The organism is Haloprofundus halobius (assembly GCF_020097835.1).
Taxonomy (GTDB): domain Archaea; phylum Halobacteriota; class Halobacteria; order Halobacteriales; family Haloferacaceae; genus Haloprofundus; species Haloprofundus halobius.
On record NZ_CP083666.1, the window covers coordinates 2,234,140 to 2,258,665 of the forward strand.

General features: G+C 66.6%; 23 protein-coding genes, 1 tRNA gene and 2 pseudogenes. 13 read left to right on the forward strand and 13 right to left on the reverse strand.

The window, feature by feature from the left end; translation table 11 throughout:
* Positions 1-70 precede the first annotated feature (70 nt).
* The 7 genes from LAQ74_RS11655 to LAQ74_RS11685 are packed head-to-tail and all read right to left on the reverse strand — an operon-like array spanning position 71 to position 5,762.
* Positions 71-814 (reverse strand): adenosylcobinamide amidohydrolase, encoded by a 744-nt coding sequence (locus tag LAQ74_RS11655; RefSeq protein WP_224332716.1) that lies wholly within the window; start codon positions 812-814, stop codon positions 71-73.
* Positions 807-1,814 (reverse strand): threonine-phosphate decarboxylase CobD, encoded by a 1,008-nt coding sequence (cobD, locus tag LAQ74_RS11660; RefSeq protein ID WP_224337258.1) that lies wholly within the window; start codon positions 1,812-1,814, stop codon positions 807-809. The genes LAQ74_RS11655 and cobD overlap by 8 nt, the downstream gene beginning before the upstream one ends.
* Positions 1,804-2,793 (reverse strand): nicotinate-nucleotide--dimethylbenzimidazole phosphoribosyltransferase, encoded by a 990-nt coding sequence (locus LAQ74_RS11665; RefSeq protein ID WP_425498486.1) that lies wholly within the window; start codon positions 2,791-2,793, stop codon positions 1,804-1,806. The genes cobD and LAQ74_RS11665 overlap by 11 nt, the downstream gene beginning before the upstream one ends.
* Entirely contained in the window at positions 2,784-3,419 is a 636-nt protein-coding gene (locus tag LAQ74_RS11670; RefSeq protein WP_425498533.1) for an NTP transferase domain-containing protein, read from the reverse strand. Before LAQ74_RS11670 ends, LAQ74_RS11665 begins: the two co-directional genes overlap by 10 nt.
* Complete coding sequence (gene cobS, locus LAQ74_RS11675; RefSeq protein ID WP_224332718.1) at positions 3,419-4,186, reverse strand: adenosylcobinamide-GDP ribazoletransferase; 768 nt, start codon at positions 4,184-4,186, stop codon at positions 3,419-3,421. The genes LAQ74_RS11670 and cobS overlap by 1 nt, the downstream gene beginning before the upstream one ends.
* Positions 4,177-5,136, reverse strand: coding sequence for an adenosylcobinamide-phosphate synthase CbiB (cbiB, locus tag LAQ74_RS11680; RefSeq protein WP_224332719.1), 960 nt, complete (start codon positions 5,134-5,136; stop codon positions 4,177-4,179). The genes cobS and cbiB overlap by 10 nt, the downstream gene beginning before the upstream one ends.
* Entirely contained in the window at positions 5,136-5,762 is a 627-nt protein-coding gene (locus LAQ74_RS11685; RefSeq protein WP_224332720.1) for an HAD family hydrolase, read from the reverse strand. Before LAQ74_RS11685 ends, cbiB begins: the two co-directional genes overlap by 1 nt.
* Positions 5,763-5,940: 178 nt before the next feature.
* Between LAQ74_RS11685 and LAQ74_RS11690 the strand changes: the two genes are divergently transcribed.
* Positions 5,941-7,560: a right-handed parallel beta-helix repeat-containing protein gene (locus LAQ74_RS11690; protein ID WP_224332721.1), complete on the forward strand. Its 1,620-nt coding sequence runs from the start codon at positions 5,941-5,943 to the stop codon at positions 7,558-7,560.
* 40 nt (positions 7,561-7,600) lie between these two features.
* On the opposite strand, the gene LAQ74_RS11695 is transcribed toward LAQ74_RS11690, so the two are convergent.
* The 4 genes from LAQ74_RS11695 to LAQ74_RS11710 all read right to left on the reverse strand — a co-directional run bounded on the left by LAQ74_RS11695 (position 7,601) and on the right by LAQ74_RS11710 (position 11,534).
* On the reverse strand, positions 7,601-8,782 hold the full coding sequence (locus LAQ74_RS11695; protein ID WP_224332722.1) for a M24 family metallopeptidase: 1,182 nt from the start codon (positions 8,780-8,782) through the stop codon (positions 7,601-7,603).
* 166 nt (positions 8,783-8,948) lie between these two features.
* Positions 8,949-9,353: a DUF5789 family protein gene (locus LAQ74_RS11700; RefSeq protein WP_224332723.1), complete on the reverse strand. Its 405-nt coding sequence runs from the start codon at positions 9,351-9,353 to the stop codon at positions 8,949-8,951.
* A 78-nt stretch (positions 9,354-9,431) separates the two neighbouring features.
* Entirely contained in the window at positions 9,432-10,454 is a 1,023-nt protein-coding gene (locus LAQ74_RS11705; protein ID WP_224332724.1) for a Gfo/Idh/MocA family protein, read from the reverse strand.
* A 90-nt stretch (positions 10,455-10,544) separates the two neighbouring features.
* Entirely contained in the window at positions 10,545-11,534 is a 990-nt protein-coding gene (locus LAQ74_RS11710; protein ID WP_224332725.1) for an aldo/keto reductase, read from the reverse strand.
* A 170-nt stretch (positions 11,535-11,704) separates the two neighbouring features.
* Here LAQ74_RS11710 and LAQ74_RS11715 point away from each other — a divergent pair, with 170 nt between their 5' ends.
* The gene (locus tag LAQ74_RS11715) at positions 11,705-12,490 is read left to right on the forward strand and encodes a formate/nitrite transporter family protein (protein ID WP_224332726.1); all 786 of its coding nucleotides are present in this window, start codon (positions 11,705-11,707) and stop codon (positions 12,488-12,490) included.
* A gap of 189 nt (positions 12,491-12,679) precedes the next feature.
* Here the strand turns inward: LAQ74_RS11715 and LAQ74_RS11720 are convergent.
* A tRNA-Tyr gene (locus LAQ74_RS11720) sits at positions 12,680-12,753 on the reverse strand.
* 116 nt (positions 12,754-12,869) lie between these two features.
* Between LAQ74_RS11720 and LAQ74_RS11725 the strand changes: the two genes are divergently transcribed.
* The 3 genes from LAQ74_RS11725 to ftsZ all read left to right on the forward strand — a co-directional run bounded on the left by LAQ74_RS11725 (position 12,870) and on the right by ftsZ (position 14,986).
* A complete protein-coding gene (locus LAQ74_RS11725; protein ID WP_224332727.1) occupies positions 12,870-13,385 on the forward strand; it encodes a zinc-ribbon domain-containing protein in 516 nt (171 codons plus the stop codon).
* Between the two features lie 209 nt (positions 13,386-13,594).
* Positions 13,595-13,783, forward strand: coding sequence for a ribbon-helix-helix domain-containing protein (locus tag LAQ74_RS11730; RefSeq protein WP_224332728.1), 189 nt, complete (start codon positions 13,595-13,597; stop codon positions 13,781-13,783).
* Between the two features lie 3 nt (positions 13,784-13,786).
* Positions 13,787-14,986, forward strand: a complete 1,200-nt coding sequence (gene ftsZ / locus LAQ74_RS11735; RefSeq protein WP_224332729.1) for a cell division protein FtsZ — start codon at positions 13,787-13,789, stop codon at positions 14,984-14,986.
* A gap of 123 nt (positions 14,987-15,109) precedes the next feature.
* On the opposite strand, the gene ncsA is transcribed toward ftsZ, so the two are convergent.
* The gene (gene ncsA / locus LAQ74_RS11740; protein ID WP_224332730.1) at positions 15,110-16,081 is read right to left on the reverse strand and encodes a tRNA 2-thiolation protein NcsA; all 972 of its coding nucleotides are present in this window, start codon (positions 16,079-16,081) and stop codon (positions 15,110-15,112) included.
* A 137-nt stretch (positions 16,082-16,218) separates the two neighbouring features.
* Here ncsA and LAQ74_RS11745 point away from each other — a divergent pair, with 137 nt between their 5' ends.
* The 8 genes and pseudogenes from LAQ74_RS11745 (at position 16,219) to LAQ74_RS11775 (ending at position 24,502) form a co-directional block, all read left to right on the forward strand.
* The gene (locus LAQ74_RS11745) at positions 16,219-16,677 is read left to right on the forward strand and encodes a DUF4442 domain-containing protein (protein WP_224332731.1); all 459 of its coding nucleotides are present in this window, start codon (positions 16,219-16,221) and stop codon (positions 16,675-16,677) included.
* 12 nt (positions 16,678-16,689) lie between these two features.
* Positions 16,690-16,859 (forward strand): annotated as a pseudogene (locus tag LAQ74_RS20485) (SLC13 family permease); the annotation flags it as partial.
* A gap of 104 nt (positions 16,860-16,963) precedes the next feature.
* On the forward strand, positions 16,964-17,617 hold the full coding sequence (locus tag LAQ74_RS11750; RefSeq protein ID WP_224332732.1) for a helix-turn-helix domain-containing protein: 654 nt from the start codon (positions 16,964-16,966) through the stop codon (positions 17,615-17,617).
* Between the two features lie 122 nt (positions 17,618-17,739).
* Entirely contained in the window at positions 17,740-19,650 is a 1,911-nt protein-coding gene (locus tag LAQ74_RS11755; protein WP_425498487.1) for an ABC transporter substrate-binding protein, read from the forward strand.
* A gap of 199 nt (positions 19,651-19,849) precedes the next feature.
* Positions 19,850-20,845, forward strand: a complete 996-nt coding sequence (locus LAQ74_RS11760) for an ABC transporter permease (RefSeq protein ID WP_224332733.1) — start codon at positions 19,850-19,852, stop codon at positions 20,843-20,845.
* A complete protein-coding gene (locus tag LAQ74_RS11765; RefSeq protein WP_224332734.1) occupies positions 20,842-21,762 on the forward strand; it encodes an ABC transporter permease in 921 nt (306 codons plus the stop codon). Before LAQ74_RS11760 ends, LAQ74_RS11765 begins: the two co-directional genes overlap by 4 nt.
* A complete protein-coding gene (locus LAQ74_RS11770) occupies positions 21,759-23,864 on the forward strand; it encodes a dipeptide ABC transporter ATP-binding protein (protein ID WP_224332735.1) in 2,106 nt (701 codons plus the stop codon). The genes LAQ74_RS11765 and LAQ74_RS11770 overlap by 4 nt, the downstream gene beginning before the upstream one ends.
* A gap of 171 nt (positions 23,865-24,035) precedes the next feature.
* Positions 24,036-24,502, forward strand: a pseudogene (locus LAQ74_RS11775) (hypothetical protein).
* The last annotated feature ends 24 nt before the right edge of the window (positions 24,503-24,526 follow it).

The following is a 24,526-nucleotide window of genomic DNA, read 5'->3' on the forward strand; positions in this document are numbered from 1 at the left end:
GAGTCGCCGCCAGTCAAATCCATTTCGCTGAGAGGTGACGACTCGACTCGGTGGGTATCCCGACCCGCGCTCACTCGATTTTCGAGACGCTCGCTCGTTCGTCGGTGACGACGCCGTACGGTGCGTCGGCGACGCTCGTCGGCATCCCCTCGTCGGTGTAGCGCGATTCCAGAGATGCGAGGACGGCGTCGCGCACACACGCTCGCGTCGCTGCGCCGACTTCAGTCGAACTGCCGGTGAATCGCACCGTCTCGCCCGCTGGGTCACAGCCGACGACGACGGCGTCGCTCGTCGTTCCTGGGACGTTCGCGAGCGCGAGAAGCGTCGCCGCCTTCGCCTCCGCGACGAGAGCGAGAAGGTTCGCCAGCGCGCCAGGTTCGAGCGCGCGCGTCGTCCCGACGAGGAGGTTCACCGTGCCGGGACGGGGCGGCGAGTCGGCGTCGTCGGCGACGGGTTCTGCGCTGGACTTCGCGACGCTCTCCTCGACGTCGACCGGCAACGCCGCCGGGTTCGAGACGCCCGCCGTCGCGACGACCTCGACCGAACCGAGTCGCGCCCGCCGCGCGTGGCGCATCTCCACACCGGTGAGAAGCGTCGGCCCGTCGTCGTCGAAGCCGACCGCATCGCGTCGCTCGCGGGCGAACGCCGCGAGGTCGGTACGCGAGAATCCGTCGGGGACGGTGACGTTGTACGCTGCGGACGCGCGCGACTCGCCGCCGTCGAACCCCGAGGAGAGCCAGCGCGTCCCCGGACGGGAGAAACGGAGCACGCCGTCTCGGACCGTCGTCTCGAATCCCGTGACCGAGTCAGACATCCGCCAGCGCGTCGAGCAGTCGGTCGTTCTCGTGTTCGCGCTTGACCGCGACGCGGACGTGCGAGTCGAGGCCGCGGAACGTCGTCGCGTCGCGGACGGCGATACCCTCGGCGCGGACGGCGTCGACGACGTCCGCCACCTCTCGGCGCCCGACGTCGAAAAGGAGGTATGGCGCGTCGGAGGGGTAAACGTTGAACTGCCGCGAGAGCGACGCTCGCATCCGTTCGCGCTCGCGGGCGACCCGTTCTCTGGTCGCCTCGACGAACTCGGTCTGTTTGAGACAGTACGTGCCGACCTCCGCAGCGGGCGTCCCGAGCGACCACGCCATCCGTGCGGTGTCGAGTCGAGTACGAAGGTCGCCGACCGCGGCGGCGAACCCGACCCGGAGGCCGGGCAGGCCGTACATCTTCGTCAGCGAGCGCACGACGACGACGCCCGGTTCGCCGGCCATGCTCGGAAGCGGGGTGAAGTCGAGAAACGCCTCGTCGACGAGCAGCGTCGTGTCGGTCTCCCGGCAGCGGGCGGCAAAGGAGCGGAGGCGGTCAGGGTCGGCGGCCTCGCCGGTCGGGTTGTTCGGCGTGCAAACGACGACGACGGCGTAGTCGATGGGGTCGGCGTCGAGCAGTTCGTCGTAGTGCAGAAATCTCGGGTCGCCGCCCTGTAGTCGCACCTCGCGGGCGTACTCGCCGAAACTCGGCGCGGGAATCAACACCCGGTCGTCGGGGCGGACCGTCACCGAGAGCGCGAGGCGAATCGCCGCGAGTCCCCCCGGCGTCGGAATCACCGACCGCGGTTCGCAGTCGACGGTTTCGGCCGCCGCGGTGCGGAACTCGCAGTAGTCGGCGGGGTAGCGCCGAGCGACCGACAGCGCCGCGTCGTAGACGCCGACGACGCCCGGCGGTCGCTCCGGGTTCGTGTTGGCGCTGAAATCCAGAACGGTCGGGTCGTCTACGCCACCGTGCGGCACGCGCTCGACGGATTCGACGGCCTCAGGGTCCATGTGCAACACCCGCAGCGTCGACTACCTTAACTGTTTGTTCGGCGATGTGTTTTAACTCGCCCGCCCGGTCGGCGAGCAGCAGCGCGCCGCCCATCCCCGCGCCTTCCTTCCCCTCGCCCGCCGCGTATCGGGCGAGCGCGTCGTCGCGCTCGCCGAACCCGGGGTCGGTGACCGCGAGGTCCACGTCGAGCGATCCGGCCGCGTCGTCGAGGGCGGGGACGTCGGCGGCGAGATAGCTCGTCGTCGCCAGCGTCAGCGGCCCGGTGACGCCCTCGTGACGGACGAGGGCGGCGGCCGTGAGCAGCTGCGTGCCGCCGCCGAGAATCACGTCCTTGCCGGCGTCGAGCGCACCCGCGACGAGTCCGGCGACGACGGCCAACACCGGGTCGCCCATCGCCCGCACGGCCAACAGGGGTTCGTAGGCGAACTCGCCGGCTTCGATGCCGCTGGCGTCGAGTCCCTCGGCCACGACGGACTCCTTGAGTGTCATCGGGTTCTCGGGGAACGACGAGGAGACGGTCCACACCTCGCCGAGCGCGCGGAGCGTTCCGAGTGCCGTGGTCGTCCCGCCGGGAATCGTCTCGCCGACGACGAGTTCGTCGTCGGGCACACTCCGACCGAACTGCCGGGCGGCGAGAAACGCCCCCGGCGCGGTCGGCACCGGGTCGGCCTCGCGGATGTCGCGACCGCGCTTCGCGCCGACGCTCACCGTCGGCGCGCCCGTCGGAACCGAGAGGCCGGCGTCGACGGCGAGGAAGTCGAGGTCCAGTCGCTCCCGAACCGCCCGCGTCACGGCCGCCGGCGTGGGACACCCCGTCGGACTCACCGGCAGTTCGGGCGCGCGGACGAGCGAGCCGTACTCGACGAGTTCGAGGTCGGCGCTCGGCGTGTGCGCCAAGAGGGCCGAATCCGCTCCGGCGGCGCTGATACCGTCGATTTTCGCGGTGTCGGTCGCGCCGGCGACGAGTATCAGTCGCACAGCGCCTCCGCGAGAGCGATGTCCGGCGGGCGGTTCACGTTCACGGCGAGTCGGGCGTCGTAGCTCACGTGTACAATCTCCTCTCCGGGGGCGACGACGTTTAGCCCCGTCGGAGCGAGATTCCGGCTCTCCGATTCGAACGCCGTGTCCGCACTCGCTCCGAGACGCCGTTTCAGGGCTGTCGGGACGCAGACGGCGACCGACCGGGCGTCGACAGTACCGTCGCCGTCGCGACCCTCGCGACTGGACCCGTCGCCGTCGCTCGCGGCGGCGACGACTTCGTTCACGTGGTCGGCGGCGAGCAGCGGTAGGTCGGCGGCGACAGTAACGACCGGTACTCCCACGGTTTCGAGCGCGAAATCGAGATCCTCGACGTAGCCGTCGCCGGAGGCGTCGAGAATCGTCACCGCGGATGCGTCGACGTCGGCGCCCCCCGAATCGGCGTCGGCGACGGCCGCGAGATACTCGCGCGTCTGCGGCGCGTGCGGCGAGACGACCGCGTAGACGGCGTCGACGCGACTCCCCGACAGCGCCGCGAGCACGCGGTCGACCATCGGCGTCCCCGCGACTTCGACGAGCGGTTTCTCTGTCTCGCCGCCGAGTCGCGTCCCCCGTCCGCCGCACATCAGAAGAGCGTCCACGCGACCACCCCCGCGTGCAGACCGACGACGCGCCCGAGTTCGTTCGTCGCGCCGAGGGCGTCGCCCGACACCCCGCCGACCGCACCCTGCGCCCACCGCCGGACGAGTAGTGCGACGGCCGGACCCGACAGCAGCGCGCAGGCGAGCGCGAGCGTCGCCGACGACGGCGCAGCGACGAGCACAGGAAGCGCCGCGGCAGCGACGGGTAACAGCCCCGCGGCGTCGTTCTCGGCGACGACCGCCGAGCCGAGACCCTCGTGCGGCGACTCTCCGAGGCAGACCAACAGCGCCATCCCTCCTTTCGCTCCGACCTCGGCGGCGACGACGATTCGGACGGCGACGACCGGGTTCGCCGTCGAGGTGGCGACGCCGAACGCGCCGAGCGCGAGGCCGACGACCGACAGCGCGAGCGCGAGCGCGCCGCCGACACCGGTCTGGGAGTCCTTCATCACCTCGCGGCGGCGCTCCGCGTCGCCGTGGACCGCCGCCGCGTCGCCGACGTCGGCGAGGCCGTCGGCGTGGGCGACACCCGTCACGAGATAGAGCGTGCCGAGGTAGAGCGCGGCGACGGTGCCGGGTTGCGGCACGGCGGAGAGCAGGATGAACGGCAGCGCCGCCAGCGCGCCGACGAGGTAGCCGACGAGCGGGAACGCCGCCGGAGTCGTCCGGAAGGCGTGCCACTCGCGTTCACCGCCGCCGACCGGCAGGCGGGTGAGGAACGCGACGCCGCCGCGGAGCGCGCTCAGAACCACGTCAACACCTCCGAGGTGAGCGAGACGATGTCGACGAAGGTGGTATCGGCGAACAGCGCCGCCACGAACGCGAGACCCCACGCGAACACGCCCGCGACGCCGACGATGCGGATACCGTGGGTGGCGTCTGCAGGCGTCGGCAGCGCGACGTTGGGGTTCAGCACGTAGACGCCCGGTTTGTCGAGACGGACGTCGAGTGCTGCCGCGAGCGTCGCCATCGGCCATCCGGAGTTCGGCGACGGCGGTTCGCGTACCCACTCGCTCGCGCGCGTGAGCGCACCCACGTCACCCGCAGCGAGCGCGATAAGGACGGCGCTGACGCGCGCGGGGGGCCACATCACTACGTCATCGAGTCGTGCGGACGCCCACCCGACCGGTTTGTGCCGGTAGCCGAGCATCGAATCGAGCGTGTTCACCGCCTTGACCCACGCCGCCGCCCCGGCCGCCAGCGACGGAGACAGCGGCACGAACACCGCGAACGCCAGAATCGGAGCGACGAGTCCGTCCGCGAGGTTCTCGGCGACGCTCTCGACGGCCGCGCTCCGGAGTTCGCCCGACGAGAGATTTTCGGGGTCGCGCCCCGCCAGCGCCCGGAGCTGTCGACGCGCCGCCTCGCTGTCGCTGTCGCTGTCGGCGACGACGCGCCGGGCCGCGTCCAGGAGCATCCGAAGACTCGTCGTCGAGAAGAGGACGAGAGAGACGGCGACGAGCGCCAGCGCCGGATGGACGGCGGCGGCGAGTCGAACGGTACCGGCGACGACGACGGCGGCGAAGAGCGGAAGCAACGAGGCGGCGGCGACGCCGACGAGCGTGGGACGTCCCCACTCGCGGTCGACGGGAGCGACGAGGCGGCCGAAGAGGGCGACCGGATGGATTCGGGTCGGCGGTTCACGGAGGATCCAGTCGAGCACGGCCGCGAGCACGACTGCTCCGCCCGCGGCCATCGACATCAGTCTCCCCTCCGCTCGAACCGTGTCACGAGCGCGGCCAGCGACGTCTCCGTCACGTCGACGAACTCCCCGCCGACGGCTTCGACGCCGCCGTCGGTTCGCGCGTCGTCGCCGACGTGCACGAGCTCCTCGGCGGAGGCGCCGAGCGCCTCGGCAACCGCCTCGAACGCCCGCGCGTCGGGTTTCCGCCACCCGCAGGCGACGCTCGTCACCGTCGCGCCGAACGCGTCGTTCGGCACGTCCGAGCGGATGAGCGCCCGGCGAGCGAGTTCGGGAACGCTACAGTTCGACAGCAGACCGACGGGGCCGCGCTCGGCGGCGACGGTGACGGCCGCCACCGCACCCGGTCGCGTCTGTACGTCGGGGTCGAACGCGTTGACGACGGCGCGACGCGCGGCGTTGTTCGGCGCGTCGACGCCGCGACTCCCGAGGGCGGCGCTGACGTGCGCCGGAAGCGGGACTTCGGCCCCCTCAGGCGCGTCGATGTGGACCTCGCGGTACGCGTCGCCCCAGTCGTCGGGGACGGTGACGCCGACACGGTCGAGCTCGACGGCGACGGCCGCTGCGGGGTCGGCCGGAAGCGAAGCCTCAACGAGCGTTCCGAAGAGGTCGAACGTTACTGCCACTGGACTGTGATTGGTCAAATCCGACTTGAAGATACTGATGCCACCCACCGTGCCTCACTGTTGCGAACGTGTCCGGCGGATAGACAGAGCGTCGGTACAGACACGTTCGGCGCACAATATTCCAAAACAATACATGTGAATCTTAATCAATGGATGCTCCGATACGTTTACCAGGTAGATGCTTGAGAGAGTCGGACTGTACCGAGTGGCGACGTGGGCGGTCGTCGTCGCGGTGCTCTTTTCCACGGTCGGGACAGGGGTGACGACGGCGGAAGCGACGGCCACGGACGCCTCGGCCGCGACGAACGTGGAGCTATCGACCTGTACCACGATTTCGACTCCGGGAACGTACGTCGTCGGCGAGGACGTCAACGCGAGCGGGTCGGGTCCGTGTCTGACCGTCGACGCCGACGACGTCCGAATCGTCGGCGACGGGCGAACGCTCTCGGGCGACGGGGATGGCGTGGGAGTGCTCGCCGACGGCGTCGACAACGTGACTGTCGAGAACCTCACCGTCGCCGACTTCGAGACCGGCGTCCGGTTCCACGGGGTCGGCAGCGGGTCGCTCGGTGGCGTCGCAGCCGTCGACAACGCGAACGACGGGATGCACCTCGCGTCGACGACCGGCGTGGCGGTAGTCGACAGTCGCGCCGACGGCAACGCCGACGACGGCATCGTCTTCGACGACGCTGACGACAACCGAATCGAGAACAGCGCGTTCCGCCGCAACGGCGGCGACAACGGCGGCGACGGTATCCTCCTCCGGAACGACTCGAACGACAACGTAATTCGCCTGAGCGTCGCCGACGAGAACATCGACGACGGGATCGACCTGGACAACGCCAGCGGCAACCTACTTGCGTCGAACCTCGTCCGCGGAAACGAGGGGTTGGAGAACGCCGACGGTATCGAACTGCGCGACGCCGACGACAACGTCGTCCGGCGAAACACGGTCCGGAACAACCTCGACGACGGCATCGACGTCGCCCGGTCGGACAACAACACCGTAGTCGACAACGTCGTCACCGGAAACCGGAACGACGGCATCCCGATCGGCGTCGCCGACGGCAACCGCGTCGTCGGGAACGTCGTCCGCGACAGCGGCAGCGACGGCATCCTGCTCCGCGGGGAGGCGTCGAACAACCTCGTGCAGCGCAACACGGTGACCGACAGCGCCCGCGACGGCATCCTGCTTCGCCTCGGCGCTCGCGGGAACCGCATCGTCGGAAACACGGTGACCGACAGCGCCCGCGACGGCATCGTCCTCAGGAACGCGACGGCGAACGTCGTGCAGGGGAGCGTCGTGCGCGACAACGCCGACGACGGTATCGAGATAGACCACGGCGGCGACCGGAATCTCGTCCAGCGCAACGAGGTGTTCGACAACGGGGCGGACGGCGTCCGATTTCATCGGTCGGCGCAGACTCGCCTGCTCGACAACAGGGTGTGGAACAACGGCGCGGACGGCATCAACGTGACCGACGCCCGGAGCGCGGTGCTGGCGCGAAACGTCGCCAACGAGAACGACGACAACGGGGTCGAACTCACGCGCGTCACCTCGTCGGCAGTCGTCGAGAGTACGACCAAAAACAACGGCGCGAACGGCATCAGACTCGACCACGTTCGGCGCGTCGTCGTCGCGCTCACCGACGGCGACGGCAACGGCGACGAGGACGTGGTGGTCGTCGAATCGACGAACGTCTGGACCGTCGACCGGCCGAGTCCGCTGTCTCGACCAGCGGCGCTCGAAGCGTTGGTTCGTCGCGTTACCGGGTTGGACGTGTCGCTCGGCGGGTGAGGAAAGCGTGGCGCGAGAGAGAGAAGAGAACGCGACGCGTCTACCGAACGACGTTCGATTCGAGGTCGCGCGGGAAGAACGTCAGCCACTCGGTGCCCCGTTCGGTGATGGCGATGGTGTCGGAGTGGCGGTAGCCGAACTCGTCGGTGTAGATGCCGGGTTCGATGGTGTACACCTGCCCGGGGGCCATCTCGGCGTCGGCGGGGTCCTCCTGGGCGTCGTCCCACCCGCGGTCGATGTACGGCGGTTCGTGACCGTCAAGACCGATATTGTGGCCGACGTGGTGCTGGGCGAGGTCGGCGACGCCCTGCTCTTCGAAGTAGTCCCAGACGACCTGGTCGACGTGACTGATGGAGACGCCCGGCCCGAGCGCTTCGATGGCGAGGGTCTGGGCTTCGAGCATGAGTTCGAAGTAGTGCTCCTGTTCGTCGGTCGGTTCACCGACGAACATCGTCCGCTCCAGTTCGGAGTGGTAGCCGTCGACGTTCGCCGACGCGCCGGTGATGAGTACGTCGCCCTCCGACAGCCGTTCGTTCGGCGTGTGCCCGTGCGGGAGCGCGGTCTCGGTCCCGCTGATGTAGCCCGCGTGGACCGGGCCGTTGCCGCGGACCCGAACCGAGTAGCGGTCGCCGAGCGTGTCGAGCATCGCGCGGGAGGCGTCGGTCGACGCCTGCTGGCTGACCGTCGCCGGGTGCGCGCCGACTTCGGTGTAGTCGGCGAGGTAGCGGTGGCCGAGGTTCGCCCACTTCGCCGACTCGCGGATGAGGTCGACCTCGGCGTCGGTCTTCTCCCAGCGCATCCGGTCGACCCAGCGCTGGGACTCGACGTCGACGAACTCCGAGAGCTTCGGCCCTTCGTAGCCCATCACCCCGGGCGCGCCGTCTCCGTCGGCGGCGACGGCGTCGACGCCCATCCCGCGCAGCATCGAGACGGCCGTCTCTATCGGCTTGCCGCCGGGGTAGTCGAAGTAGTGGTGGACGGCGTCGATTCGATGGTTGGGTTCGACGCGCTCGACTTCGAGTCGGGGCACCGTAATCTCGATTCGGTTCGGCGTCACCGCGAGGACGACGGGCCGCTCCGTCTGGATGTGGTGGAACCCGGTGAGATACTCGATGCTCGTCGCGCCGAACCAGACGCCGGCGTCGGCGTCGGTGTCGGCGAGCGCGCCGCGGATGCTGTCGATGCGCGCCTCGAACTCGGAGGGTGGGAGTCTGGTTGCCATGCAGCCACCTTCTCCGCGCACTTCAAAAGTATGGGGATGGGTGACGCTGCCTTCCGGAATCTCGACCGAAAGGCGTCGAGTGTCGGGTTCCGGCGACGCGGCGGGGAGACGGACGCCGCGGTGAGACGGACGTAGCGGTGAGACGGACGCAGCGGGGGCGGACGGGTCAGTTCGCGCTCGTGTTCGACTCGTCGTCGACGACGTCCTCGGCGATCTCCTGCAGTTCGCGGTCGGGATTGTACTCGTTCTCGCCGCCTGCTTCGCCGGTCACTTCGCCGTACACCGCCTCCCGAACTTCCTCGGCGGACTCGTACTCCTCGTCCTGTCCGAGTCGGTCGAAGACGCTGCCGAGCGACTCCGTCTCGTTCGGCATGTCGTCGGGTTGGCCGCCGTACTCCTCGGCGAGTTCCTCGCCGCGGACGGGGAACTTCTGGCCCTCGAGATGCCGGTCGATCTCGTCCATGATGTTCTCGACCGTGTCGGCGCGTTCGTCCTTTCGCCGCCGCGAGTTCTCGATGACGCTCTCGTGACTCGAATCGGTCCGGGAGTTCTCGTCGGGTTCGTCGGCCATAGCTCACCGTACGGTTCGGAGCCAAAAAGGCGTAGTGGCGGCGCGGGTGCGAGTCGAAACGCCGGATTCGGACGCCGGTTACAGGTCGATACTCACCCAGTCACCATCGCCGCGAGCGGACTCGTAGGCGGCCTCGGTGACCGCCGTGACGCGGAGGCCGTCCATCGGTGTCGCGGGCGGCGTAGTCCCTTCCCGAATCGCGCGGACGAACGACTCGGCTTTGTTCGGATGCGAGTGATCCGCGAGGTACGGCGTGTGCGTCGTACTGTTGGCGTCGATTTCGGAGAGTTCTCGGTCCTCCCACTCGCGCCCGTCGAGGTACACCGCGCCCTCGTCGTCCCAGATGTGGATGTGTTCGCGCGTGGCCGGCGTCTTCCCGTACACCGAGACGCTGGCGTTGGCTCCCTCCTCGAACTCGATCCAGAGCTCCGCGCGTTCGTCGACGCGCTGTTCGTCGTCGACGAAGGTCATGTCCGCGCGGACGGCCGTCGGCGTGAGGTCCGTCGTCCAGAGAATGGCGTCGAGGATGTGGCTCCCGGTGTCGTAGAGGTAGCCGCCACCGCTGAGGTCCGGGTTCGCGCGCCACGTGCCGCGGAAGCGGTCGACCCAGTCCTGACTGATTTCGGCGGTTATCCACTGCGGCGTTCGACCGCTCTCGGTCCACCGCCGTCGCGCTTCGACGAACGCCGGGTTGAGGTGGCGCTGGTAGCCGACCATCAGCACTTCGTCGGCGTCGAGCGTTCGCTCGTAGAGGTCCCGTGCCCGTTCGAGGTCAGTCGTCAGCGGTTTGTCACAGAGCACGTGCAGCCCGCGCTCCAGCGCCGCGACGACCTGCTCGTAGTGGAGCGTGTGCGGCGTGCCGACGAGCACCGCGTCGAGGTTCTCGCCGTCGAGCATCTCCCCGTACTGTTCGTAGCGCGACTCGGGCGGCACCGAGAACTGCTCGCCCGCGTCGACGCGCGCGGACTCGGCTACGTCGCACACCGCCGCAACGCGCGCCTGCGGGTGGTGGGCGAACTCGTCGCCGACGGTCGTGCCGATGTAGCCGAGACCGACGATACCGACTCGAATCGGGACGTCGCTGTGTGTCTTCTCCGACATCGTGACCTGCGGTCCTACGACGACGACACTCATAGTCGTTGGGTGGACCCGTGAGGTCGACGTCCGGAGACGACGCGTCGCGCCCGCCGCTCACCAGCGGTGGTGGACGTGGTCACGCACGTACTCGTCGTACACCTCGTGGACGAGTTCGTGCTGCTGGGCCGTCGGTTCGGGGAGGTCGGCGGCGGCGACGTTCTGCCGGATGTGTTCCGGACTGGTCGAACCGGGGATGACGGCGCTCACGGCGTCGAACGAGAGAATCCACCGGAGCGTGAACTGCGCGAGCGTCGCGTCGTCGGACACCGCGGGTTCGAGCGCGTCGGCGGCGCGGACGCCCGTCTCGAAGGGTACACCGGCGAACGTCTCGCCGACATCGAAGGCGTCGCCGTCGCGGTTGTAGTTGCGGTGGTCGTCCTCGGGGAACTCGTCGTCTACGGAGAGGTTACCGGTGAGGAGGCCCGACGCCAGCGGCACGCGGACGACGACGCCGACGTCGCGGCGAATCGCCTCCCGGAAGAACAGTTCGGCGGGGCGCTGACGGAACGGGTTGAAGATTATCTGGACCGTCTCGACGCCGTCGTACTCGATGGCCTTCAGCCCCTCCTCGACCGTCTCGACGCTGACGCCGTAGTGGTCGAGTGTCCCCGTGTCCTTCAAGTCGTCCAGCGCCTCGAACACCTCGGGTTGGTAGTACACGTCGGTCGGCGGGCAGTGCAGTTGGAGCAGGTCGAGCGAGTCGACGCCGAGGTTCTCGCGACTCCGGTCGACGAACCGTTCGAGGTTCTCGTGGGTGTAACCGTCGGTCTCGTGCGGGTCGAGGCGGCGGCCCGCTTTGGTCGCGACGGTCACGTCGTCGCGGGCGTCCTCCTCGTCCAGGACTTCGGCGATACGCTTCTCGCTCGCGCCGTCGCCGTAGACGTCCGCCGTATCGATGAAATCGACGCCCGCATCGAGCGCCGCGCGGACCGCCTCGCGCCCCTCCTCCGCCGTCACATCGCCCCAGTCGCTGCCGATGTTCCACGTGCCGAGACCGATTTCGGTCACGTCGTAACCGGTGGTGCCGAGTTCGCGGTGTCGCATACCACGTCGTACGTGCGTACGACCGTAAGTGTCACCCACGGCGGAAGGATTTCCCGGGATCGAGGGCGCGAGACGTGCGCGCCGAATCCCGTTCCGCTCGCCCGCGCGGTCGCTGTCGACCTTCGAGGACCGCCCCGACGTTTTTCATCTTCTCGGCTGATTATTCCCACATGTCAGTAGCTCCCGAACCCGCCGAGATTTTCGAAAGAGCGGTCGCGGAAGGCGAGCGACGCCTCGATCAGTCGCTGCTCGAACTGGTTTCGACGAGTTTCATCGCGGGGTTCACCGTCGTGTTCGGCATCGTCGCGCTCGGGCACGTCCACGCCGCGGTCGGACGGCAGTTCGGTTCGCTCGCCGAGCTCGCAGGCGCGCTCGCCTTCGGCGTCGGCGTCGTGTTCCTCATCGTCGGCCGCACGGAACTGTTCACCGAGAACTTCTTCGACCCGACGGCGAAGGCGGTCAAGGCGGATTCGTGGATGCTCCGGCCGCTCTTTCGTCTCTGGGTCGTTACTTTCGTGTTCAACCTGCTCGGCGGCGGTCTCTTCGCGTTGGTCTTCTCCGTGGAGGGGACGCTGTCGGCGCACACCACGGAGGCGCTGCGAGCGTTCGCCGTGGAGTTCGTCCGCCGCGGAGTGGCTACGGAGTTCGCCAACGGCGTCGCGGGCGGGGCGCTCGTCGCACTACTGTCGTTTCTCCTTGCGGCCGCCAACAGCGTCAGAAGCCGCATCACGATGGCGTACATCGTCGGGTTCCTGTTGGCGCTCGGTCCGTTCGACCACGTCGTCGTCACCATGCTCCACGTCTTCATCGGCGTGCTCTTCGGGGCCGAGGTCGGCGTCGTCTCGTTCGTCGTCATGACGGCGACCGTCACGGCCGGGAACTTCGTCGGTGGACTCGGCTTGGTCACGTTCACGCACGTCACGCAGTTCAGAGGTGCGCGTCAGTCCGACGGGTAGAGTCGAGTGAACTCGCTCTACCTGCTTTTGTGGGCGAGCGTTCACTCGACAAGTCCGCTCTCCCCGATTTGAACTCAGTCAGACGAGGCGCCCACACCGTTCGCGCGCTGCGACTCACCTGCTCAACTCGGACCGAGGAATCCGTCACATTCAGCACCGGTTCGCTGCGCTCTCGGTACTGAAGTTCAGTCCGCTCTCCCCGATTTGAACGGGGGGCAAGCCGATCTACAGTCGGCTGCTCTGCCAGGCTGAGCTAAGAGCGGTGCTCTCTCGTACCGCCCTCTCGCGTATAACGATTACTGTTCGGCACGTCGTACGTGAACGAATGACGAGCATTGGGGAAGATTGAAATAGTGTGGCATAATTCCTCTCAACGAAGATGAGTAAAGTGACGTTCCGCGCGGACGACGACCTCGTCGAGCGGTTGGAGGCGTTAGAGGCCTCCAAGAGCGAGGTTATGCGCGAGGCGCTTCGTGCGTACCTCGACGCGTCGGAACGTGACGACGGTGCAGCGGAGACGACGCCAGCATCGGCTCGCGAGGCGGTCGACCGTCTCGTCCGCGAGCGCGTCGACGAACTCGTCGACGAACGACTCCGCGAAGTCGAGAACCGCCGCCCGCAGGACGTAAACGTCAACATCAGTCTCGACGGTGCGGGAGGCGACGACTCGGAGGCGCGTAAGACAACGCTCGACGACTCGGAGCGGACCGACGAGAGATCGTGCAATCAGTGCGGCGAAGAACTGTCCGATGACCAGATGTACTGCCCGAATTGCGGCGAGAAGGCGTCCCGTCGGCTGTTCTGCGACTGCGGCGACGAGGTGCGCTCGGACTGGGCGTTCTGTCCGGGGTGCGGTCGGCGGACCCCGGCGGCCGACGTGCTCGAACGTCGTTGAGGCACTTCTGGCGCACGTATACACCGTTTCCGCGATGGCGTCTTACAGCCGCCGTTACATTTATATCCTATCGCTCTGTGCTTACGTTCGCGTAAGACGGTCGTCTTACGTTCCGAAGCCGGCGGGGCTAAGTCGCCCTCTTCGTGCGGTTTCGGCGCGTCAGACGACATCGGGCATGTGCCCGACCGTCTTACCGGGGGAATGCAAATATGGAGCGTGTGACACTACGAATTCCGAAGCAGCAGATCGAGGAAGTCGAACAGATGGTGGAAACGGGAGAGTTCCCGAACCGAAGCGAAGCCATCCGTTCGGCCGTCCGCGAGATGCTCAACGAACAGGTCGAGGAACGCGACGCGAAACGCCCCGAGCGCGCCAAGCGCAGCTGGGCGAAGGTGTAATCGATGCAAGATATCGTTCAAGACGCACTCGAGAACGCCGAAGCCGAGCAGCGCGATATGGAGGCGCAGAGCGACGACGACGACGATTTCGGCGAACCCCGTATCGTCATCGTCGGTTGCGGTGGTGCCGGTAACAACACCATCAACCGTCTCTACAACATCGGCGTCGAGGGTGCCGACACCATCGCCATAAACACCGACAAACAGCACCTGAAGATGATCGAGGCCGACACGAAGATTCTCGTCGGCAAGTCGCTGACCTCCGGCCTCGGGGCCGGCGGTGACCCTTCGATGGGTGAGCGGGCGACCGAGATGGCCCAGGGGACCATCAAAGAGGTTCTCGGCAAGGCCGACCTCGTGTTCGTCACGGCAGGGATGGGCGGCGGTACCGGGACCGGTGCGGCCCCCGTCGTCGCCAAGATCGCCAAAGAGCAGGGTGCCATCGTCGTCGGCATGGTCTCGACGCCGTTCAACGTCGAGCGCGCCCGAACGGTGAAAGCCGAGGAAGGGCTGGAGAAACTCCGCAACGAGGCGGACTCCATCATCGTCCTCGACAACAACCGGTTGCTCGACTACGTCCCGAACCTCCCGATCGGGAAGGCGTTCTCGGTGATGGACCAGATCATCGCCGAGACGGTGAAGGGGATCTCGGAGACCATCACCCAGCCGTCGCTCATCAACCTCGACTACGCCGACATGTCCACCATCATGAACCAGGGTGGCGTCGCCGTGATGCTGGTCGGTGAGACGCAGGACAAAAACAAGACCGAAGAGGTGGTCCGCGACGCGATGAACCACCCGCTTCTCGACGTGGACTACCGTGGCGCGTCCGGCGGTCTCGTCCATATCACCGGCGGTCCCGACCTCACGCTCAAGGAGGCCGAGGGCATCGCCGACAACATCACCGAACGCCTCGAAGCGAGCGCCAACGTCATCTGGGGCGCTCGCATCCAAGAGGAGTACAAAGGCAAGGTCCGCGTCATGGCCATCATGACCGGCGTCCAGAGCGCGCAGGTGCTCGGCCCGACGACGCAGAAGCAGGCCGACCGCTCGCGCGCCAGCCTCGACGGGAGTTCGAGTTCGGAGTTCGAGACGAACCAGAACCGCCAGCACCGGACGAACCCCGGTGCGAGTGGGTCGTGGCAGTCCGACGGCGGACGCGACGAGGTCGAACGGAACAACGGCCTCGACGTCATTCGCTGACTGTCCAGCGACTTCGGCCGTACTCGGTTCTCAGATTCTCAGGTCTCGACGACTTCGTCGGCGAGCGACCGCGTCGCGAAGGCGCGAAAACGAGAACGCAGGCGTCGTCCCGTGACGACCCGTTCAGACGGCTTCGACCGCCTCGACGAGTTTACACTTGCGACAGACGGTGCCGCCGGTTTTCGACCCGCAGCGTTCGCACTCGTTGAGTTCGACGTCCTCGTCGCTGTCGCCGCGGTACTGCTCGGCCGCCATCTTCGCGAGTTCCTCGTAGCCGGCCATGATGGAGTGGCGCGTGCCGGGATGGTTCTCTTCGAGTTCGAGGAGCAACTGTTGGATTTCCCCGCGATAGGCTTCACTCGCATGCGGACACTCGGTGATGTGCGCCGGGAGGTCCTTCAGGTGTGCGTACAGCGCGACTTCCTTCTCGGGTACGTCGCGCAGCGGTTTCGCGCGGGGAACGAAGTCGTCGGTGAGCGCGCGCTCCTCGAAGCCGCCGATACTCGCGTCGAAATGTTTCGCGACCTGGGTGACGTCGCCTTCGAGAAAGTTCATCAGCGCCGTCTGCGCCTCGTCGTCGAGGTTGTGGCCGGTCAGCAGTTTGTCCGCGCCGAGTTCCTCGGCGTACTGTTCGAGCAGGTCGCGTCGGAAGACGCCGCAGTACGCACAGGGAGCCATGTTCTCGGGATCTTTCTCCACCACGTCGTCCATGCGGACACCGAGTTCCTCCTCGTAGGAGACGACCTCGTGTCGGAGCGAGAGGTCTTCACAGAGTTCGACACAGGCGTCTAAGCTCTTGTCGCGGTAGCCCTCGATACCCTCGTGGATGGAGAGCGCGACGAGTTCGATTCGGGGGTCCGGCCCGAACGTCTCCTCCAAGATGTGCGTGAGCACGACGCTGTCTTTGCCGCCCGAGAGGCCGACGACCCACGTATCGGGGTCGTCGGGGCTGGCGTCGCGGGGGACGAGGCTGTCCTCGCGGACGCGCCGCCGGACGCGTTTCTCGACCGAGGCGCAGAAGTGGTTCTCGCAGAGATGCGCCCCCGAGTAGTTCGCGACCATGACGGCGTCGCGGTCGCATTTGTCGCACTCCATTTTCGTGGGTGTTGCCGTCTCGCGCGTATGACCGTTTCGTCTCCGCAGGGGAGATGAGCGAAGACGACGAGATCGCCGTCGACGAGTCGCCGAACCTACATCCGAACTGACTTCCCGCGACCCTCCGACCGACATCCATGAGCGAATCGCTGCGGACGCGTCTCGCACGTCTCGGGTTCAACCTCCACCCGACGTACCGAAGCACCGGCGGCAGAGTCCGATACGTCGCCGCCGACTGGAGTCGCGTGCAGGTCGAACTCCCGCTGACGTGGCGGACGAAGAACGTCTACGGGACGATGTTCGGCGGGAGCATGTACGCCGCCGTCGACCCCGTCTACGTCATCATGTTGAACCAACGGCTCGGCGACGGCTTCACCGTCTGGGACCGCGCGGCGGAGATCGAGTTCAAACGACCGGGCGACCGGACGCTGTACGCCGACTTTCGGCTCCCCGACGAGGAGATAGAGACGATTCGCGAGAGAATCGACCCCGGCGAGTCGACCGACCGCGAGTACGACGTTCGACTGTTCGACGAGGAGGGCACGGTGTACGCCGAGGTCTCGAAGACGCTCTACGTCGGTCGCGACAAGAGCTAAGCGGAACGCCGAGTCGTCGGTTCGACGACGATCCTGTCGTTCAACACGACGGCGGTGCTCGTCTCGATGGACTGGGGACCGCTCTCGCATCGGGACATCGCCGCGTTCGGCATTGTGACGATGCTCCTCGCTGTCGCGGTCGCCACCCTCTCGTCACTCGTTACTGGCCGTTGGTGAGCTGACCGACCGTGACAAGCGTGAGCTATATATGAGTGGGTCGGACTCTACCCCATAAGGAGGGTCGCCAATTCTACGCGTCGAGTTCACGACTGTGCCGACGGGTGTGATGGCGAAGCTCCACCAGGAACTGGCTGACGTCCGGAGTATCGAACTCGACAACGCATTCTACGTCGAGGACGGCACGTGGCTGGAGTCGCTGACCGTCGTGGTGAACGGCACGTTCGACCCGAACGTCGTCATCGAGGAAATCTCCGGCGTGTCGTTGTTCTACAGTACCGAGATCCCGACCGAATCGGACGACTTCGAGATTCGGCGACTCACCATCCTCGCGAACGAGTCATACCCGTTCATCTTGAGCCTGGTGTTGCGCCAGGAGACGATCCCCAACCGTATCGTCCTCCAGAACGGCGTCTTCGAGGCCGTGGTGACTGCGCGCAACTGGGACCAGTTCCGTGCGATGGCCGACGAGGTCCAGGAGACGCTCGGCGAGTTCGAACTGCTGTCTGTCACCCAGGACGACGAGCCGGGCGAACCACTCGACAGCGGCCGACTGACCGAGGTCCTCGTTTCGAAGCTCACCGACGACCAGTTGGCGGTTCTCGAGACGGCGTACGATCACGGCTACTTCGATATCCCTCGCGAAGCGACGGCGACGGACCTCGCGGGCGAACTCGACATTGCGCAGTCGACGGTGAGCGAGCGACTCCGGACCGCTGAGCGAACGCTGCTCGAGCTCATCTACGGACCGCGGAAGCAGTGACCGTTCCTGGTCGGCCTCGAGATCGGAGACGGCGTGATATATCCCACCCCATTTAAATAGCGATAGCTATCGGGGCCGATAGGGGGTAGTATGATTCTAGATAGCCTGTAACGAGGGAGTGGATGAAGCATAGTGAAAATCATGATAGTTCGGTCACAAAACCGCGCGACCGGATGACGCGGCGCGGCTACCTCGCCACGGCTGCGGCCCTCGGGACGAGTGCGCTCGCTGGCTGTAGCGGCAGTCGCGGGCAGAGTCTCGAACTGGACGTGCCCGCCGGCGTGCCGGAAACCGTCGAGACGAAGTACTGGCGGGAGTGGGAGACGATCGATACCGACTCGCCGCCGTTGGATTACAACGCGACCGCGGGCGCGGTGCTCGACCGTTTGCCCGTCGAGTTTTCGAGCGAAGACGACCCGTGGGTGCGCGAGCACGCGTTGATGGTCCAGCGCGGCCTCGACGATCTGGGGATCGCCGTCGAGCTCAACGACCGACCGTTGAACCAGCTCTACGCCCAGAGCTGGTCGACGAAGGGGCTCGAAGCGGTGATCTCGATGAGCACACACGGCCCCGACCCGCAACGGGGGCTCGATCCGAACCCGCTGTTGATGCGCCGGACCGAGGGATCGCTCTCGAACTACGACAACTACTACCATCCAGAACTGCAGGAGACCCTCACCGAACAGGCCCGGACGACCGAGCGGGCCGAGCGTGAGGAGCTCGTCGATCGGGCTCAAGAGATTTTCGCCGAGGACGTCGGGGCGCTGATCACGCTCTTCCCGAACGTCGTCACGGCGGTCAACACGGAGCGGTGGTCCGGCTACGTGAAGACGCCGGGTAACGGCCCGACGAAGGACTCGTTCGTCTGGACCGAGAGTAACCTTCAGCCCGAGACGGACAACCGCACCTACGTCAAGGGCGTCTCGGCGTCGATGAATTCGCTGAACCTGCCCTGGTCGGCCGGAGGCGCGGAGGCCAAGCGGCTGACGTTCATCTACGACGGGTTGTTCGATGCGACGCCCGACCTCGACGTGGTCCCCGCGCTGGCGACCGGCGGCGGTTTCGTCGACGAGACGACCGTCGAGCTCACGCTGCGCGAGGGCGTCGAGTGGCACGACGGCGAGCCGTTCACCGCCGAGGACGTGAAGTTCACTGTCGAGCTCTATCAGGAGTACTCCTCCTCGAGCCAGGTGCCGTTCTACGAGCCGATCGAGTCTGTCGAGGTGCTCGGCGATCACGAGGTGCGGTTCGAGTTGACGAACCCCGACGCGGCGTTCATGACTCAGCGGGTCGTCCGCAGCGTCATCCTCCCGAAGCACCGATGGGAAGACGTGGACAACCCGTCCCAGCACAACCCAGACGCCCCCATCGGGACCGGCCCGTTTCAGTTCGAGGACTGGGAGCAGGGGACCCGATTCTCGGCCTCGCGTAACGACGGCCACTGGATGTTCGACGACGACTGGCGAGCTGATGCGCTGGGCGACCAGGCCGAGCGCGGTCCGGGCATCGAACGGGTCATCTGGATCAACGTGAGCAACGTCGACGCGCTGATCGGCTCACTCCAGAGCGGGGCGATCGACGCCGTCGGGACGACCCTCTCGATACTGCAGGCCGACCGCGCGGCCAACGCCGACGGGGTCGAGCAGATGTCGGCCGGCAACTACGCCCCGCTGGATACGAAGCTCATGTTCTCCTGTCCGCTCGTCCGCGACAAGGAGTTCCGCGTCGCGCTGGCCAAGGCCGTCGATTCGCAGGGGTTCGTCGAGGATTTCTTGCAGGGCGAAGCGACGGTTCCGGCCGGCGAGAACCCGATCTCCTCGCTCACTCAGTGGCACAACCCCGAGACGACCGGATACAGCTACGATGTCGAGGAAGCGCGCAACGTCCTCGAACGGGCGGGCTACACCTGGGACGGCGATGGCAACCTGCGCTTCCCCAACGGCGACGCCTGGGGGGCGTTCGTCGAACGAATTCAGCCCGAAAACACCTACAAGCGCCGCTCGGAGCTCGATCAGCCCGATTTCTCACAATGAACTGCACGATCACCCTCACCAGAGGACAAAACCGAACGGAGTCGAACAGGCACCCCGACCGTGCCACCGCGTTAGTCGAGCGTGCCGCACGGAGCGGCCGTGTGGCGACCGGCGCGACGACGCCGCCGAGCGACCGCACGGCGGTCGACGTGATGGCACAGTCGGCGAACAAGACGGCGATCACCGCGGAGGGCGACCGATGACGAAGTTCCAGCGGTTCCTGCTCAAGCGGCTCGCGATCTCTGTCTTGCTGACGCTGGTCGCCGTCTCGGTGATCTTCGTCGTTCTGCGGCTCCTTCCGGGAAGCCCCTTCGAGGCGCTCGTGACCTCGGGGAACCTAAATCAGGAGCAGATCACCGAGATCCGGTCGATGTACGGCCTCGACGAGCCGATGTGGAAACAGTACGTCAACTACCTCACGAGCCTGCTGACCTTCCAGTTCGGCTACTCGATCCTGCGGAGCCAGCCGGTCTGGACGGTCCTCGAGCCGCGCCTGACCAACTCGTTGATCCTGCTCGTGCCCGCGCTCGTGACGACGGCGATACTGAGCTCGCTACTCGGCATGTACGCCGGCTGGAACCGGGGCAGCCGCCTCGAGAAGCTCAGTATCGTCTCGACGACGCTGCTGCGCTCGACGCCGGTGTTCATCACGGCGATCGGCTTCATCATCGTCTTCGCGTACAATCTCGAGATCGTGCCGGCGCTCGGCATGCGATCGATCCGGGCGACGCCGGACGGCTACCTCGAGACGTTCGTCTCGCTAGACTTCCTGCACCACTACATCCTCCCCTTCACGGTCGCCGTCCTCTACTACAGCGGGGACTTCCTGCTGCTCGCCCGCAACGGCGTCGTCGAGAAGCGCGGTTCCGAGTTCCTCAAACTCCACCGCGCCAAGGGGCTCTCCGAGATGGCGCAGTTGGCCCGTGCCGGGCGGAACTCGATGCTGCCCATTCTGACGTACTTCACGCTGCGGCTGGGGATGATCTTCCAGGGCCTGATCCTGCTCGAGGTCGTCTTCAGCTGGCCCGGGATCGGCCGCGAACTCGTGTTAGCCATCCAGCAGCAGGACTACCCGCTGGTGCAGGCGGCCGTCTTCATCATGGCGCTGGCCGTGATCATCGCGAATCTCGCCGCTGACGTCCTCTACGCGTACTTCGATCCGACGGTCTCGACCGACGGGGGTGGTGCCGCGTGAGCACCGAAACGAAATCCGAGGGAGCGCTGTACAGTCGCATCGACGACCTGTGGACGGCCGTCCGCGACCAGTTCGCGTTCTTGCGGCAAGATCCTCTGGCGTTCGGCGGGATGATCGTCGTCGGGACGTTCGTGTTCCTCGGACTGTTCGGGCCGTGGCTGGCCCCCCACGATCCGATCGAGCACACCGTCCGCAGCGACGGCGGTTCCGTCCTCCGGCTCGCCGCTCCGAGCGCGGATGCGTTCTTCGGGACGACGTCCTACGGGAAAGACGTGCTGAGCCAGTTCCTCGCCGGCGCGCGGCCGACGCTCATCGTCGGCCTGTTCGGCGGGCTGGGCACGGGCGCCATCGGCTTCGCAATCGGCGTCGTCAGTGGCTACTACGGCGGCTGGGTCGACGAGCTGCTGATGCGGCTGACCGACCTGACGTTCTCGCTGCCGTTCATGCCGATGGCGCTGCTGTTGCTGACGTTCGTGACGCCGAACATCTGGCTAATCACGGCGATCATCGCCGCCTTCCTCTGGAAGATGCCGGCCCGTGTCGTCCGCTCGGAGGTGCTGTCGGTTCGCGAGCGGACGTTCGTCAAGTCCGCACGGGCCAGCGGCGCGAGCGACCTGCGGACGATGCTGTACCACGTCGCGCCGAACGTGCTGCCGATCGGGTTCCTCTACACCGCCTACGGCGTCGCGTGGGCGATCGCCGCGCAGGCGAGCCTCGCGTTCCTCGGCTTCGGCGATCCGACGATGACCAGCTGGGGCCGGATGCTCCGGCAGGTGTTCGCCTCCGGCAACATGCGCGTCGCGTGGTGGTGGGTACTCCCGCCCGCGATCGGTATCGCCGCGATAACCACCTCGGTGTTCCTCATCGGCCGCGCCTACGAGGAAGTCATCAACCCCGAAATCCAGACAGACCAATGAGCGTACTCGAAGTCGACGACCTGAAAGTCACGTACAAAACCGACGACGAACCGGTCCACGCCGTCAACGATGTCTCCTTTACCATTGAGAAGGGCGTCAACTACGGACTCGCCGGCGAGTCCGGTTCCGGCAAGTCCACCGTCGCGGAGGCGCTGCTGGGCCTGCTCCCGGGCAACGGCACTATCGAGCGCGGGACCATCGAGTTCGACGGGACGGACCTCACGTCTCTCTCAGAGGCCGAGCGCCGAGATATCCTCTGGGAGGACATCGCCTACATCCCCCAGAGCGCGATGGACTCGCTTGATCCAGTAATGTCGACCGGCGATCAGATCGCGCAGGCGATCCACGCCCACCGGAACGTCACGGACGCCAAGGCCCGCGACCGCGTCTATGAACTGTTCGAGATGGTCGGCCTAGACCCCGAACGGATCGACGACTATCCCCACGAGTTCTCCGGCGGGATGCGCCAGCGGGTCACCATCGCAATGGCGCTGGCTCTCGAGCCGGACCTCATCATCGCCGACGAGCCGACGACTGGGCTGGACGTGATCGTCCAAGACAAGATCATCGACAAAATCCTCGAGATTCAGGAGCGGACGGACAGCTCGCTGCTGTTGATCACCCACGAGATCGGCGTCATCGCCGAGACCTGCGACGAGCTTTCGATTCTCTACGGCGGGAAGGTCATGGAACAGGGCAGCGTCGACAACGTGCTGGTCAATCCCACGAATCCGTACACGATGGGGCTGAAAAACTCCTTCCCGGAGATCGACGAGGAGGATGGGGATCCCGTTGCGATTCCCGGATCGCCGCCGAACCTGAACGGGGAGACGACAGCCTGCGTGTTTCAGGACCGCTGTCCGTTCGCCACCGACGAGTGCGGGGAGTCCCACCCGGAACTCGTGGATCTCCCCAACCGAAACCACCGGTCGGCCTGCCACCGCGTCAAGGAGGCCGCGCAAATGCGGCAGGTGGCCGACGACCCGGAGACGTGGGACATCCCCGACGACAGCGACGGCAGCTCCGAGCGCGGCGAGGTCATCCTCGAGACCGAGAACCTCGAGAAACACTACAAGCAGAGCCAGCCGCTGCTGAACAAGTTCCGTGGCGAGGACCCCGACCGCGTGAAGGCGGTCGACGGCGTCTCACTGTCGGTCCGCCGGTCGGAGGTGCTCGGGGTCGCTGGCGAGAGCGGCTGCGGAAAGTCGACGCTGGGTGAGACGATGGCACTGCTCGAGAACCCGACCGGCGGCGACCTGACGTTCGACGGCGAGCCGTACGAGTACTACCAGGACGGCAACCTCCAGGAGTTCCGACGGAAGGTCCAGATCGTTTTCCAGGACCCCTTCGACTCGCTGAACCCGCGGCAGACGGTCCGTAAACTCGCCGGCGAGCCGCTGACGATCCACGACTACCGAACCGACGAGAAGGAGCGGGCCATCGTCGAGACGCTCGAGAAGGTGGGGTTGACTCCCGCCGAGACGTTCCTCGACAAGTACCCGCACGAGCTCTCTGGCGGCCAGCGCCAGCGCGTGGCGGTCGCCAAGGCGCTGGTACTCGATCCGGACTTCCTGATCTGCGACGAGCCGGCGTCGATGCTGGACGTCTCGCTAAAGGTCAACCTACTGAACCTGCTGCGGGGGCTGGCCGACGCCGAGGACATCGGCATCGTCTACATCTCCCACGACCTCGCGAGCCTGGTGCAGGTGTCCGATCGACTGGCCATCATGTACCTCGGCCGCGTTATCGAGGAGGGCGAGGTCGACGCCGTCGCGACCGCGCCTGAACACCCCTACACCGCGTCGCTGCTGTCGGCCGCGCCCGAGAAGGATCCGACTACAGACCGGACGCGCGTCCTGCTGGAGGGAGAGCCGCCGGATCCGGTCGATCTCCCCTCCGGCTGTGCGTTCGCCCCGCGGTGTCCGAAAGCGGAGGAATCGTGCCGGGAGGCCGAGCCGACCATCGACGAGACCGGCGACGAGAGCCACCGGGCGGCGTGTTACTTCCCGGAGAGCGAAAGCGGGCCGGCCGCCTCGGACGCGCCCGCGCCGGACGACGACGAGTTCCCGGCGTCCGCGAACACCGACTCGGTGGGCGACTGAACCCCCGGTCTACACGATGAGGAGATAACTACTGATACTCGAAGACGACACAATCGACTATCGCCGGCACTCCCCGCCGGGCAAGGTAGAGATTTCAACGGCGAAATCGGCGAGTACGCAGCGTGATCTCTCGCTTGCGTCTCCCCCGGCGTCGCGGCCCCCTGTCGGGACATCACCGGAGACGAGGCCAGCGCCTACGACTACATCGTGAAGGGCAATCTCGTCGGTGTCGTCTCGAACGGGTCGGTCGTGCTCGGACTGGGCGATATCGGTGCACAGGCGTCGAACCCCGTCATGGAAGGCAAGGACGTCCTGGTCAAGCACTTCGCCGACATCGACGTGTTCGAGACGTCGAACGTGACCTCGACGACCCAGACGCGTTCGTGCAGACAGTCGCGGCGATGGAACCGACCTTCGGTGGCATCACTCTCGAAGACATCAGAGCGCCCGAGTGCTTCGAGATCGAGCGCCGCCTCTGCGAGCAGATGGACGTCCCCGTGTTCCACGACGACCAGCACGATACTGCCATCAGCGGTGCGGCGCTGCTCAACACGGCCGAGGTCGTCGACAAAAATCTCGCCGACCTCCGGTCGCCTTCGCCGGTAACGGCGCAGCCGCGACCCGACGCCGCCCCTTGAATCGTCACCGTTCGAAAACTGAAC